This is a genomic window from Ornithinicoccus hortensis (assembly GCF_006716185.1).
Classification (GTDB): Bacteria; Actinomycetota; Actinomycetes; order Actinomycetales; family Dermatophilaceae; genus Ornithinicoccus; species Ornithinicoccus hortensis.
Genome location: NZ_VFOP01000001.1, coordinates 2,653,173 through 2,666,158, shown reverse-complemented (window position 1 = coordinate 2,666,158; position 12,986 = coordinate 2,653,173). Strand labels below are relative to the sequence as shown.

10 protein-coding genes are annotated in these 12,986 nt (G+C 72.8%); 3 read left to right on the top strand and 7 right to left on the bottom strand.

Annotated features, from left to right (window positions below):
- Window positions 1-30: 30 nt before the first annotated feature.
- Both FB467_RS12475 and FB467_RS12470 read right to left on the bottom strand, forming a co-directional pair.
- Window positions 31-312, bottom strand: a complete 282-nt coding sequence (locus FB467_RS12475; RefSeq protein WP_141785386.1) for a hypothetical protein — start codon at window positions 310-312, stop codon at window positions 31-33.
- Between the two features lie 83 nt (window positions 313-395).
- Window positions 396-2,072, bottom strand: a complete 1,677-nt coding sequence (locus FB467_RS12470) for a PHA/PHB synthase family protein (protein WP_141785385.1) — start codon at window positions 2,070-2,072, stop codon at window positions 396-398.
- A 125-nt stretch (window positions 2,073-2,197) separates the two neighbouring features.
- On the opposite strand from FB467_RS12470, the gene FB467_RS12465 reads away from it, so the two are divergent.
- Window positions 2,198-2,563 carry a helix-turn-helix domain-containing protein gene (locus FB467_RS12465; RefSeq protein ID WP_211350604.1) on the top strand — a complete coding sequence of 122 codons (366 nt, stop codon included), beginning with the start codon at window positions 2,198-2,200 and terminating at the stop codon, window positions 2,561-2,563.
- A 21-nt stretch (window positions 2,564-2,584) separates the two neighbouring features.
- Here FB467_RS12465 and FB467_RS12460 read toward each other — a convergent pair whose 3' ends face one another.
- Window positions 2,585-2,944 (bottom strand): ArsC/Spx/MgsR family protein, encoded by a 360-nt coding sequence (locus FB467_RS12460; RefSeq protein WP_141785384.1) that lies wholly within the window; start codon window positions 2,942-2,944, stop codon window positions 2,585-2,587.
- A 68-nt stretch (window positions 2,945-3,012) separates the two neighbouring features.
- On the opposite strand from FB467_RS12460, the gene FB467_RS12455 reads away from it, so the two are divergent.
- Window positions 3,013-6,123: an ATP-binding protein gene (locus FB467_RS12455; RefSeq protein ID WP_141785383.1), complete on the top strand. Its 3,111-nt coding sequence runs from the start codon at window positions 3,013-3,015 to the stop codon at window positions 6,121-6,123.
- On the opposite strand, the gene FB467_RS12450 is transcribed toward FB467_RS12455, so the two are convergent.
- The 4 genes from FB467_RS12450 to FB467_RS12435 form a co-directional block, all read right to left on the bottom strand.
- Entirely contained in the window at window positions 6,104-7,213 is a 1,110-nt protein-coding gene (locus tag FB467_RS12450; protein ID WP_141785382.1) for an alcohol dehydrogenase catalytic domain-containing protein, read from the bottom strand. The two genes, FB467_RS12455 and FB467_RS12450, sit on opposite strands and share 20 nt — an antisense overlap.
- 72 nt (window positions 7,214-7,285) lie before the next feature.
- Entirely contained in the window at window positions 7,286-8,389 is a 1,104-nt protein-coding gene (locus FB467_RS12445; RefSeq protein ID WP_228393210.1) for an FAD-binding oxidoreductase, read from the bottom strand.
- A gap of 5 nt (window positions 8,390-8,394) precedes the next feature.
- The gene (locus FB467_RS12440) at window positions 8,395-9,699 is read right to left on the bottom strand and encodes an aromatic ring-hydroxylating oxygenase subunit alpha (protein ID WP_194288316.1); all 1,305 of its coding nucleotides are present in this window, start codon (window positions 9,697-9,699) and stop codon (window positions 8,395-8,397) included.
- A 20-nt stretch (window positions 9,700-9,719) separates the two neighbouring features.
- On the bottom strand, window positions 9,720-11,759 hold the full coding sequence (locus FB467_RS12435) for an NADH:flavin oxidoreductase (RefSeq protein ID WP_141785380.1): 2,040 nt from the start codon (window positions 11,757-11,759) through the stop codon (window positions 9,720-9,722).
- A 73-nt stretch (window positions 11,760-11,832) separates the two neighbouring features.
- Here FB467_RS12435 and FB467_RS12430 point away from each other — a divergent pair, with 73 nt between their 5' ends.
- Complete coding sequence (locus tag FB467_RS12430; RefSeq protein ID WP_141785379.1) at window positions 11,833-12,783, top strand: LysR family transcriptional regulator; 951 nt, start codon at window positions 11,833-11,835, stop codon at window positions 12,781-12,783.
- Window positions 12,784-12,986 lie beyond the last annotated feature (203 nt).

Below are 12,986 nucleotides of genomic sequence, written 5' to 3'. Positions count from 1 at the left end.
CTACTGCAGAGTAGGCTACGCGGTGCCGACTTACTTCAGCGCCTCGCGGGCGGCGGTGGTGAACGCCTTGCTGATGTCGCTGATGTAGGTGGAGTGCGCCTGGGTGACGGCCTGCACGAAGTCCAGCTGGGTCGCGCCGGCGGCCTTCTGGGAGAAGGCGAGCATGTCCTTCAGGGTCTTCTCGTAGGCGTCGAGGGACACGTTGCCGCTCTGCTTGGCGGCGGCGATCAGCTTCTCGTTGAGCTCACGGATGCGCTCGACGGCCTCGTCGGCGGTGGGGAAGGGGGTTTCGTTCTTGCCGGTGGTGGCCATGGGAGGCCTCCTTTCGTCTCGGGGGCAGTCTGTGTGCGACTGTGTTAGCAATGTTAGCAGCCTCGTGCTAACGGTGCAAATCGTCAACCCCGGACGTAGTCGCCGGGGGCGTCACCCAGCGGGCGGTACTTCCGGCTGCCCATGCGGGGAGGCCTGGTCAGGGCGCCGGCCCGCTCGGTCGACCAGCGCGCCCAGTCCTCCCACCACGACTCGGTATGCCGTGTCGCGGCCTCGCGCCACAGGTCCCCGTCGGTAGGGGTGTCGGTCCCGAGCGGGATCGCCTCGTACCAGGCCTTCGGGCTCGGCGGGTTGACGATGCCGGCGATGTGACCGCCGGAGGAGAGCACGTAGCGCACCTGCCCCCCGAGCAGCCGGGTGGCCGCGTGGGAGGAGAGCCACGGCACGATGTGGTCGTTGACCGCGCCCACGACGTAGGCGTCCGCAGTCACCGTGGACAGGTCCAGCGTGATGCCGCCGAGCGCGTACTCGCCCTTGGCCAGCAGGTTGTCGCCGTACAGGTCCCGCAGGTAGGTGCCGTGCATCGCTGCCGGCATCCGGGTGGCGTCGGAGTTCCAGGCCAGGATGTCGAAGGCTGGCGCCTGCTCGCCCTTGAACCAGCGGCTCGGGACGTAGCGGAAGATCAGGTCGCGCGGGCGCAACAGGTTGAACGCCATGGCCATGTCCTCCGAGGCCAGGAAGCCCGTCTCGGCCATCCGCACGGTCAGCCGCTCCAAGGTGTCGGCGTCGACCATGCAGCCCAGCTCCCCGGGGTCGGAGTAGTCGAGCAGGGTGTTCATCGTGGTGATCGACCCGATCCGCTCATCGCCCCGCGCCGCCAGGTGGGCGGCGGCCATCGTCGCCAGGGCCCCGCCGAGGCAGACGCCGACCAGGTCGACCTTCTCGCTCCCGGTGACGGCAGTGACCACGTCGAGCGGGGCCAGCACGCCCTGCTTGAGGTAGTCGTCCATGGTCAGGTCGCGCATCGACTCGTCCGGGTTGCGGTAGCTGATCATGAAGACCGTGCGCTGGTGCTGGATCGCCCACTCCACGAAGCTCCGGGTAGGCGCCAGGTCCATCACGTAGTACTTGTTGATCCACGGCGGGCTGCACAGGATCGGGACCTCGTGAACCTGGTCGGTCTGCGGGGCGTACTGGATCAGCTCGATCAGGTCGTTGCGGAAGATCACCTTGCCCTCGGTCGCCGCCAGGTCCCGGCCCAGCTCGAACCCGGAGGCGTCCACCTGCTCGGGGACCCCGCCGCGCTCCCGCAGGTCCTCCAGGGCGAGCCGCAACCCCTGCAGGTAGCTCAGGCCACCGGTCTGCAGCCCCCGGACCAGCACCTCGGGATTGGTCAGCGGGAAGTTGGTCGGTGCCAGGGCCTCGGTGACCAGCCGCGCCGCGAAGTGGGCCTTCTGGTCGGCCAGGTCGTCCCCCCGGTTCCCGGCGGCCAGCACGTCGTCGGCGTAGCGGCAGGCCACGGCATACAGCTGTTGGAGGGCGAAGAAGGCGGGGTTGCCCTCCCAGGTGGGGTCGGAGAACCGCCGGTCCCGGGGGTCCGGCTCGACCGCGGGGTGGGCGGGCAGACCCAGTGAACGGGCCGCGGCAGCGACCGGGGTCAGCGCCAGACCGGTCGCCAGGCGCGTCGCGGCACCGACGAGGCCGACGGGGTTGCCGGCGGCCCGGGAGAGCACGGTGCCGGCGGCGGGGACCAGCCCGAGCGGGTCCAGCTTGGCCTGGGTCGTGCGGACTGCCCCGGTCACCGTGGCGAGTGTGGGCACGAGCGATGTCTGGGGGATCCCCGTCGTCTCGGCAGTAGTCACAGGAACAACCTCCGTCTCGGCTCGCCCCGAGCGTAGCGCCAGGACCCGCTGGGTAGCATGGCAGGATGAGCGACGCCGACCCGTTCCCGATGAGCATGGGGGAGCTGATCCGCCGCCAGCGCGAGTTGGCGGCCGTGCCGATGCGCCAGTTCGCCTCGATGGTCGGGATCTCCGGTCCCTACCTGTCCCAGATCGAGAACGGCCTCCGCGCCCCCAGCGAGCAGGTGCTGCGCAACATCGCCGAGCACCTGGGGGTTCCGGTCTCCGACCTGGTCGACGAGCGCACCGAGGACGACACGGACTCCGAGGAGGCCATGCGGGACCTGATCAAGGCCGACCCCAACCTGACGGCGGCTCAGCGTCGGGCGCTGACCGAGGTGTATGTCGCGATGGTCACCACCACCCGCGTGCAACGGGCCGCGACCGGCTGAACCGTCCGGCTCCGGGGCCGGTCAGTCGGCAAGGAACGTGGCCACCCGGTCCTTGGGCCGACCGATGATGGCCCGGTCGCCACGCACCAGCACCGGGCGCTGCATCAGCTTCGGGTGCTCCGCCAGCACGGTGACCACCTGGTCGACCGTGGCGACGTCCTCGTCGGTGAGTCCGAGCGCGGCGAACGCCGCGTCCCTGCGGACCAGGTCGGTGACCGGGTCCTCCAGCTTGGCGGCCAGCTCGCGCAGCTGCTCCTCGTCCAGCGGGGTACTCAAGTAGCGGACCACCTCGGTCGGGACACCCGCGTCGGTCAGGGTCTCCAGGGCGGAGCGGGAGGTGGAGCACCGGGGGTTGTGCAGCAGGGTCACGTCGTCGGCCATGGCGGCACCCTACGCGCCGTGGGGATCGGCCTCTTCCCACGTCCCCCCGGCGTCCCTACCATCTGATCGTGGGCACCGTCCGCGTCAACCTGGTCGCGCGTGGCCCGGAGCTGACCCGCCTGGACGAGACCTTCCAGCAGGTGCTGGGCGGCGACGGGCGGGTCCTCTTCGTGCGCGGGGAGAGCGGTGCGGGCAAGACCTCGCTGGTGAACGAGTTCGCCGCCAGGGCGCGGGCCGGCCACGAGGACCTGGTCGTGGCCGTCGGGCGGTGCGACCCCCAGTCCGGACGCGGGGACGCCTTCCTCCCGTTCCGGGAGGTGCTGCAGAGCCTGACCGGCGACGTGCCGGGCGGCCCGGGGGAGCCGGCGCCGGCGGAGGGGACCGCCCAACCCCACCGGGTCCGCGCGCTCAGCCGGGAGACGGTCTCCGCGCTGGGCCCCTCGTTGGTGGGCCTGTTCATCCCCGGTGGTGCGTTGCTGGCCAACGTGGGCATCCTGATGGCCAAGAAGTCGGCCGCCTCGCGGCACCAGGCCGGGCTCCAGGCGGGCCACCCGGCCGCCTTCCGCGACACCGCGTCCCACGCCCGGGACATGGCCGACCCCGAGGTCAACGGCGCGGTCGACCAGGACCAGATCTTCGAGCAGTACGTGCGGGTGCTCTGCCGCCTCGGCCAGGACCTGCCGCTGCTGGTGGTGCTGGAGGACCTGCAGTGGGCCGACGCCGCCTCCCTCGCCCTGCTGGGCCGGCTCGGCCGGAGGCTGGAGGGCAGCAAACTCCTCGTGGTGGGGACCTACCGTACCAGCGAGGTGACCCTCGGCCAGGGGCCGGACCGACACCCGCTGGACGAGGTGGCCGCCGAGCTCGCGCGCCAGTTCGGCGACATCACGGTCGACCTGGACGAGGGACACGACGGCAGGGTCTTCGTGGACGCCTTCCTGGACCAGGAGCCCAACCACCTCGACGAGGACTTCCGGGCCACGCTGCACTCCCGGACCGGGGGCCACCCGCTGTTCACCGTGGAGCTGGTGCACCACCTGCAGGACCACGGGGGCATCCGGTGGCTGGACGCCCAGGGGTGGGTCCCGGCACCCGGACTGGACTGGGAGAAGCTGCCCGCCCGCGTCGAGGGCGTCATCGGCCAACGGCTCGCCCGGCTGCCCGAGGAGCTGCAGCGGGCCCTGACCGTGGCCGCGGTCGAGGGGGAGGAGTTCACCGCCGAGGTGGTGGCGCTGGCCTGCCGGGTGGAGGTCCGGGACCTGGTCCGCGACCTTAGCGGGCCGCTGAACAGGGGGCACCGGCTGGTCTCCGCCGTCGGGATCGAGCGCTCGGGCAACCGCCGGCTCTCCCGCTACCGGTTCTCCCACGTCACGGTGCAGCACTACCTGCTCCAGCACCTGGACCCGGTCGAGGCGGGGTTCCTGCACGAGGACGTGGGGGCGGCGCTGGAGGAGCTGTACGGCGCCGACAACCCGGAGGTTCTGGCCGCGTTGGCCCGCCACTTCCACCTGGCCGGGGTGCCGGACAAGGCGCTGCGGTATGCCGAGCTCGCGGGGGACCGGGCGGCCGCCGCCTTCGCCCGGGAGGACGCGCTCCGGCTCTACGCCCAGGCGCTGGAGTGGGCCCCGGACGATGCCGACCGGGTCCGGCTGCTCACGGCCCGGGTCGGGGTGAACGCCGTGGCTGCCGACGACGCGGCGGCGGACCAGGACATCACGGCGCTGGAGGAGCTGGTCGACCGTTCCACCGATCCCACGACGCGGGCCGCGGTCCGGTTGCTCCGTGCCGAGCACGATGAACGGACCGGCGACTACCCGGGGGCGGTGAGCCACGCCGAGGCCGCCGCCGACGCCTACCTCGTCCTCAGCGACACCCCGGGCGAGGCGCGAGCCCGGGTCGTGCTCGGGGACGCGCTCGTCTCGGCCCAGTCGTACGAGGCCGCAGGGGAGGCCTTCGACCGCGGCATGACGCTGGCCCGTCTGGTGGGTGACCGGGAACTCGAGGCGCGTTCACACGCCGGGCTCGGGCTGGTCGCCGACCTGACCGGGCACCGGGACGAGGGACGTCGGCACTTCGAGCAGGAGCTGGCGATCAACCAGCAGGACGGGCGCACCTTCGGGGTCGTGGGGGGCCTGATGCACCTGGGGGTGAACAGCTGGCGCAGCAACGACCTGACCGATGCGACGGCCCGGCTCGAGGAGGCCCTGGCCCTGGCGCAGCAGATCGGTGCCCGCCGGGCGGCCGGCCGGACCCAGGCGAACCTGGGGCTGCTGCTGTCCACCCGGCTCCGGCTGGTGGAGGCGCGCCACCACCTGGAGCAGGCCCTGGTGCTGAACCGCGAGGTCGGTGGGCCGTATGCCGTGTCCCGCACCGTGGGTCTGCTCGGTGGGCTGCACCGCACCCTCGGCGACTACCCGGCGGCCGAGGTGGCGGAGAAGGAGGGTCTGGAGATCGACGAGGCCGTGGGGGACCGGCAGGACCAGGCCTTCCGGCTGGCCAACCTGGGCGAGGTGGCCCGTGCCACCGGACGGTTCGCACACGCCCGGGACTACCTGGACCGCGCGCTGGCGCTGGGCGCCGAGGTCGGTGACCGGGACGTCGAGGTGTTGGTCACCATGCAGTTCGCCGCCCTCCGGTTGGCCGACGGAGATGCCGAGGGCTGTGACGACCTGGCAGGTCAGGCACGCGACCTGGGCGTCGAGCTGGGAGACCCCCGCGTCGAGGCGGAGGCACTCCTGTTGCTCGGACACGCCCAGCTCGAGGGGGAGCGGGACCTGTCGGCCGCCCGCGAGTCCTATGCGGCCGTCCTGACCCTGGATGTGCCCGTCGCCCACCCCGTGGCCAGGGCCGGGCTGGCGGCGGTCGCCGCCCGGGCGGGGGACGTTCCGGAGGCCCGGCTGCAGCTGGACGAGGTCGTGCCGCAACTCCTGGAGCGCGACCTGCCGGGTGTCCTGGACCTACCGGAGGTCTACGCGCGGGTCGTCGGGGTGCTACGGATGATCGGGGACGAGCGGCTGGCCGCCGTCCTGGACGTGGGTCGCACGTTGCTCCGGGAGCAGGCCGACCGGTTCACGGACGCCGACCGCCGGCGCTCCTTCCTGGAGGACGTGCGGGCCCACCGGGAACTGCTCGAGGGAGCGCCGGCGCCCGTGGGCGAGCAGGTCAGCCCGGGAACTCGATGACCTGACGGATGGCCAGGCCGTCGGCGAGCTGGTCCATCGCCTCGTTGATCCGGTCGAGGCCGAGGGTGGCGGACACCAACTTCTCGACGGGCAGGCGACCCGCGCGCCACATGTCGACGAAGACCGGGAGGTCGCGCTCCGGCACGGCCGAGCCGAGGTAGCTGCCGCGCACCGTCCGCCCCTCGGCCACCAGGCCGAGCGGGGAGATCTGCGCCAGCGCGTCGGGAGCCGGGAGGCCCACCGTGACGGTGGTCCCGCCCGGCGCGGTCGCCCGCACCGCCGACTCAAAGGCGCGGGCGTGGCCGACGGCCTCCACGACCACGTCGCCCTTGATCCCGCGGTCCACCACCTCCTGCGGCGTCAGCGCCTCGGCGGCGCCGAGGGCGCGAGCCGTGTCCAGCTTGTCGGGGACGGCGTCCACCCCGATCACGGTGACCCCCTCCAGGCCCACCCCGGTGAGGACGGCGGCCATCCCGACCCCGCCGAGCCCCACGACCAGCACGGTCTGTCCGGGTCGGGGAGGGGCGGCATTGATCAGGGCACCGCCCCCGGTGAGGACCGCGCACCCCATCAGCGCCGCGACCGTCGGCGGGACGTCGTCGTCGACCGGCACCACGGACCGTCGGTCCACGACGGCGTGGGTGGCGAAGCCGGACACACCCAGGTGGTGGTGCACCGGCGCGCCGTCCCGGGTGAGCCGCCGGCCCCCGGCCAGGAGCTCGCCGGCGTTGTTCGAGGCCGAGCCGGGCACGCACGGGAGCTGGCCACCGGTCCCGCAGCCGGCGCACTCGCCGCACCGCGGCAGGAAGGTCATGATGACCCGCTGCCCCGGACTCAGGTCGGAGCCGCCGGGCCCGACCTCCTGCACGACGCCCGCGGCCTCGTGCCCGAGCAGCATCGGCACCGGCCGCGGTCGGTTGCCGTCGACGACGGACAGGTCGGAGTGGCACACCCCGGCCGCCTCCATCCGCACCAGGAGCTCACCCGCGCCCGGCGGGGCGAGCTCGAGCTCGGAGACCGTGATGGGCGCGGTGGCGGAGAACGGCCGGGCGCGGCCGATCTCCTCCAGGACGGCTCCGTGGATCTGCACGCGAGTCTCCTTCGGTCGGCCGGACCGGGGGGCCGGGCCGGCGGGGGGTGGGCGACAGGCCCAACCGTAGCCTCAGGCGTCGACCTGCAGGTCGCTGCGGGGTCGGGAACAGCACGGCAGGAACTTGCCCAGGGCGACTTCCCGGGCCCGGATGCCGCCCTGGTGCTGCATGTCGACCTCGCCGGACACCAGGGTGCTCTTGCAGGTGCCGCACAGACCCTCGGTGCAGGACGAGGGCAGGGACATGCCGGCCGCGGCCGCGGCGGACAGCACGGTGGTGTGCTCGTCGCACTCCAGGACCCGTCCGCTGCGCAGGAACTCCACGGTGTATGTCGTGGGTGCCGTCCCGGAGCCCAGGGACGGATCGCCCGGCCCGGAGGGTGTCGCGCCGGGGGCCGGCGGGGCCCCGGCGGTGCCCAGCACAAAGGACTCCTCGTGGCACCGGGCGGGGTCGGCCGCGACGAGGGTGAGGTGCTCGCGGACCGCCGCCATGAAGGGCGGCGGGCCGCAGCTGAAGACCTCCCGCTCCAACAGATCCGGCGCCGCCCCGAACAGTGCCGGGAGGGTCAGCCGACCCCGCGGCCCCTCCCAGGTCTCGGTGGGCGAGTCCTCCTCGCACAGGATGTGGACGGCCGCGACGCCCGAGGCGGCCAGCTCGGCCAGCTCCGTGCGGAAGATGATGTCCGCGGGAGTCCGTGCGCAGTGCACGAAGACCACGTCCGCACCGTCCGCCCGGTCCCGCAGGTCCCGGACCATGGACATCAGCGGGGTGATCCCGCTGCCGGCGGACAGCAACAGGTAGCGCCGACTGGGGTGGTGGGCCGTGCTGAACACGCCCAGTGGGCCCGACGCGCGGAGCACGTCGCCGGGCCGCAGGTGGTCGTGCAGCCAGTTCGACACCGGGCCGCCCGGCACGCGCTTGACCGTGATCGTCGGGCCCGCCGACAGCGCGGGGGAGGAGGAGATCGTGTAACAGCGTTCGACGGTCCCACCGTCGAGGTCCAGCTGGAGGGTCAGGTACTGCCCCGGGTGGAACAGCAGCCCGGCCCCACCGGGGAGGGCGAAACTGAAGCTGCGGACGTCGTGCGTGATGTCGGTGACCGCGGTGCAGGTCAGCACGCCGGCAAACTCCTCGACCCACTCGGGGGAGGTGGTGCCGGGGGTCCTGGTCAGCATGTCCGTCATGGTGCGAGGTGCTCCTCGAGTCGCTCGATGTACCAGCTGACGAGGGCGTCCACCTGGTACTCGTTGGTCGAGTAGGGACCGGGCTCGAAGGCAGGGCTGCTCACCCCTGCCTGGGTGCGTCCGACGAAGGCGCCGTCCTGCTCGTTGGTCATCCGCCAGACGTCCGTGAGGATGTCCGGGTCGTAGTCGACGCCCTCGACCGCGTCGCGGTGCACGTGCCAGGTGGTGCGGACCAGGGTCCGGTCCGGTGCCAGCGGCAGCGCGGTGAAGGTGACCACGTGGTCGGCCAGGAAGTGGAACCAGGAGTTGGGCTGGAAGTGCAGGCTGAGCCGTCCCAGCCGTGGGGTGTCGAAGTCGGCGAGCAGCTTGCGGGAGGCAGCGCGCCCGTCCCTGGTGTAGGACTCCCCGGCGCCGTCCAGCGCCTCCCGCTGGACCCGGAACGCGGTGGACCGTCCCTGCAGCTCCTCGATCGGCGCGAACGGCATGCCGCGCTCGGTGCAGGCCCGTTCCAGGTGGGCTTCGGCGGCGAGGTACCGCGCGTGCGCGGGCATCAGCCGCGGCGGGATCTCCTCCAGCGCATAGCCGTAGGTCGGGAAGAAGGTGCAGGTCAGCTCCGGGTGCCCGGCCTCGCAGTGGTAGCACTCACGGTTGTTCTCCATGACCAGCTTCCAGTTGCCCTCCTCCACCAGGTCGACCTGGGCGGCGACCTTGGTCTCGGCGAGACGGTGCGGGGCCAGGTAGGGCGCGACCCGTTCGGCGACGTCGTCGAAGTCCGGCGGCGGCGCGGGCGAGAGGCAGATGAAGATGAGGCCCCCGAGGGTGCGGGCGGCGACCTTCTTGAGGCCGAAGCATCCCTTGTCGAAGGTGGGCGGCTGGTCGCCGGCGTGGAGCAGCCGACCGTCCGCCGCGTAGGTCCACTGGTGGTAGCTGCAGACCAGGTTGCCCACCGAGCCCTTGGCGTCCAGCAGCACCCGGGACCCGCGGTGCCGGCACACGTTGTGCAGGGCCTGCACCCCGCCGTCGTCGTCCCGGATCAGGATCACCGAGTAGCGACCGAGCTCGACGGTGATGAAGTCGCCCGGCTCGGGGATCTCGGGCTCGGTGGCCACGAAGATCCAGTGCTTGGCGAAGATCGCGTCGATGTCCAGGTCGAAGAACTCCCGACTGGTGTAGAACGGGCCCTCCAACGCGTATCCCGGGCGGCGCCGGGCGACCAGTGCCGCCGGGTCGACCGGCTGGTCTGTGGTGACGGGGTGGTCGGTGGTGACGGGCTGGGACGCGGGGGGAAGGACGGTGGTCACGGAGGGCTCCTCGGGGTCGATCAGGCGGTGTGGCAGAGCCGGAGGGCGTCGTAGATGGCGGCGTGGATGTTGCGGCTGGCGACGGCGTCGCCGATCCGGAACAGCTGGTAGCGACCGTCCGGATTGGTGGTGACCTGTTGCGGGGTGCCCGCGAGCAGCGCCCGGTGGTCCACCTCGCCCAGGTTGCTCGAGCCGGGGACGAGGTCCCGGTAGAGCTCGTCGTTGGGCAGCGTGCCGTGCTCCACGACGACGCGGTCCACCGGCTGCTCCAGGGTCTGGCCGCCGTACTCGCTGTGCAGCGAGGCCACCAGCCGACCGTCGACCTGCCGGACCCCGGTCAGCCGGTGGGCGAGCCGGACCTGCACGTCGTGCAGGGCGAAGGCGCGCAGGTAGGCGGGGGAGTTCATGCTCCCGACCAGCGGGGCCAGCGCCCGCTCCGGGGTCACGTAGTGGACCCGCGCACCGGCGAGGGCGAGCTTCTCCGCGGCGTCCATGCCGGGCTCGGCGCCGTTGTCGTCGTAGAGCAGCACGTCGCCGCCGGCCCGGACGTTGCCCTCCATCACGTCCCAGCTGTCGCTGACCAACCCCTGGCCCTCGGCGAGGAAGGTGCGGTTCGGCATACCGCCGGTGGCGACGACCACCAGGTCGGGCTCCTCGGCGAGCACCTGGTCCCGCTCGGCATACATGCCGAACCGGAAGTCGACCCCCGCGTGCTTGGCCTCGGCCACCCGCCAGTCGACGATGCCGATCAGGTCGCGGCGGCGCGGGGCCGACGAGGCGAGCCGGACCTGGCCACCCGGGGCATCGGCAGCCTCCAGCACCACCACCCGGTGGCCGCGTTCGCCGAGCACCCGGGCGGCCTCGAGCCCGGCCGGGCCGGCGCCCACGACGACGGCGCGGCGCGACGGGCCCCGGCCGGGGCGGATGCGGTGCGGCACGGACAGTTCCCGGCCGGTCGCCGGGTTGTGGATGCACTTCGCGTCGCCCGACTCGTAGATGGCATCGAGGCAGTAGTTGGCCCCGACGCACGGACGGATCCGGTCCTCCTGGTGCGCCGTGAGCTTGGCCACCAGGTGCGGGTCGGCCAGGTGGGCCCGGGTCATCCCGACCAGGTCGACCAGCCCGGCGCGGACCGCGTGCCGGGCCGTGGCCACGTCCGCGATCCGGGTGGCGTGCATGACCGGGACGTCGACCGCCCGCCGGACCTCTCCGGCGAACTCCAGGAAGGGCGCCGAGGGCGTGCCCATCGAGGGGATCCCGCGCGCCAGGGTCGCGTCGCTCTCGATTGTCCCGTGCACCACGTTGAGGTAATCGATGCCGTCGCCCACGTAGTGCCGCACCGCCGCGAGGGCCTCCTCCCTGCCCAGCCCGTCGGGGCGGTCCTCGTCCATAGACATCCGGATGCCGACCACGAAGTCCTGCCCCACCGCCGCCCGGACCGCCTGGATCACCCGCCGGGGAAAGGCCATCCGGTGTTCCAGCGAGCCGCCGTAGTCGTCGGTCCGGTGGTTGGTGGCGGGGGAGAGGAAGGCGTCCATCAGGTGGCCCCAGTGCTGCAGCTCGATGCCGTCCAGGCCCGCCGCGACGCAGCGCTCGGCGGCGCTGGCGTAGTCCCGCACGATCCGGTCCAGGTCCCACTCCTCGGCCACCTTCGGGAAGGAGCGGTGCGCGGGCTCGCGCAGCGGTGAGGGAAAGACCAGGGGAAGCCACTCCCCGGAGAAGTTGCTGCTGCGCCGGCCCAGGTGGGTGACCTGGGTCATCACGGCGGCCCCGTGCTCGTGCACCTCCTCGACCAGCCGCGCGAGCCAGGGCACGATCTCGTCGCGGTGCAGCTGCAGGTTGCCGAAGGCCGGCGGGCTGTCCGGCGCGACCACCGCGGAGCCACCGATCATGGTCAGCCCGATCCCGCCGCGGGCCTTCTCGACGTGGTAGGCGCGGTAGCGGTCCGTGGGCAGGCCGTCCTCGGAGTAGGCAGGCTCGTGCGAGGTGCTGACGATGCGGTTGCGCAACGTCACTCCCTTGATCCGGAACGGTTCCAGCAGGGGGTCGAGCAGTGCCATACGGCCCAGTGTGGACCCGATGACTCCTGAGGAGAATCAACAGTTTGTGCACGGAACCGTGCAATAATGGTCCATGATCGACCCCCGTCTCCAGGTGCTGCGCCTGGTCGCCGCGCACGGCACGGTCACGGCCGCCGCGGCGGCCCTCAACTACACCCCCTCCGCGGTGTCCCACCAGCTGCGCAGCCTGGCCCGTGACCTCGACCTGGTCCTGCTGGAGCCCGATGGTCGGGGTGTCCGGCTGACCGCCTCCGCCCGGCTGCTGGTCGAGCGCGGCGAGGAGCTGCTCGCGCGGTGGGAGGAGATCCGGGCCGAGCTCGCCGAGTCCGAGCCGGAGCGGGTCGGGTCGCTGCGGCTCTGCGGGTTCTCCACCGCCGCCGCGGCCCTGCTGCCCCAGGTGGCTGCCCGGGTCCGCGCCGCGCACCCCTACTGCACCGTGCGGATCATCGAGGCCGACCCCGCGGACTGTTTCGACCTGCTCCTGGCCGGACGCGCGGACGTCGCGGTCGTCGTCGCGATCCCGGCGCTGCCGCCGCCGTCGGACCCGCGCTTCGACCAGGAGGCGCTCCTGGAGGATCCCCTGGACCTCCTGGTGCCTGCCAACCACCCCCTCGCGCGGCGCAGCTCGGTGTCCCTGAGCGAGGCGGCGCAGGAGTCGTGGATCCTGGACCGGCCCGGCCGGCCGCTGCACGGCCTGGCCCAAGCCGCGTGTGCCGCGGCCGGGTTCTCCCCGTCCGTGGCCCACGAGGCCGCGGAGTGGGACACCGGTGCCGCCCTCGTGGATGCCGGCCTGGGGGTCTCGCTGGTGCCCCGCCTGGCCCGGCTGCCAGGTGGTTACGACATCACCCGGGTGCCCCTCCGGGGTGACCCGACCCCCGCCCGCTACATCCGCACCGGGGTCCGTCGCGGCAGCAGCCGGCAGCCCGTCATCGCGGCCGCGCTCGAGGCCCTGAGGGAGGTCGCCGCCGGTGCGGCACGGGCTCCGGCGAGCGGTCCCGCCCCCGTCGACACGGCGAAAAGGTAACGAGAACGTTACCGGCGAGCGGGCTTCCAGAGCCCCACCGGCGCCTGCTGGTTGGTAGTTTGGGCGGGCGGCAGGTCACTGACGCGCTGTAGGTCCGGGTCCCGTGTCCCGCTCTGCGACAACCAGCAGACGCCCTTCACGCGCCACGCCGCCGCACCGAGGTGACGGCAGACGGCCGACGCCGAGGACGATGGGAGCGCACT

What these genes read in the sequence shown, in the direction of transcription:
- FB467_RS12460 (WP_141785384.1), bottom strand. Translation starts at nt 2,944, where the DNA reads ATGGCCGACGACGTGACCCTGCTGCACAACCCCCGGTGCTCCACCTCC.
- FB467_RS12435 (WP_141785380.1), bottom strand. Translation starts at nt 11,759, where the DNA reads ATGGCACTGCTCGACCCCCTGCTGGAACCGTTCCGGATCAAGGGAGTG.
- FB467_RS12430 (WP_141785379.1), top strand. Translation starts at nt 11,833, where the DNA reads ATGATCGACCCCCGTCTCCAGGTGCTGCGCCTGGTCGCCGCGCACGGC.
- FB467_RS12445 (WP_228393210.1), bottom strand. Translation starts at nt 8,389, where the DNA reads ATGCTGACCAGGACCCCCGGCACCACCTCCCCCGAGTGGGTCGAGGAG.
- FB467_RS12475 (WP_141785386.1), bottom strand. Translation starts at nt 312, where the DNA reads ATGGCCACCACCGGCAAGAACGAAACCCCCTTCCCCACCGCCGACGAG.
- FB467_RS12465 (WP_211350604.1), top strand. Translation starts at nt 2,198, where the DNA reads ATGAGCGACGCCGACCCGTTCCCGATGAGCATGGGGGAGCTGATCCGC.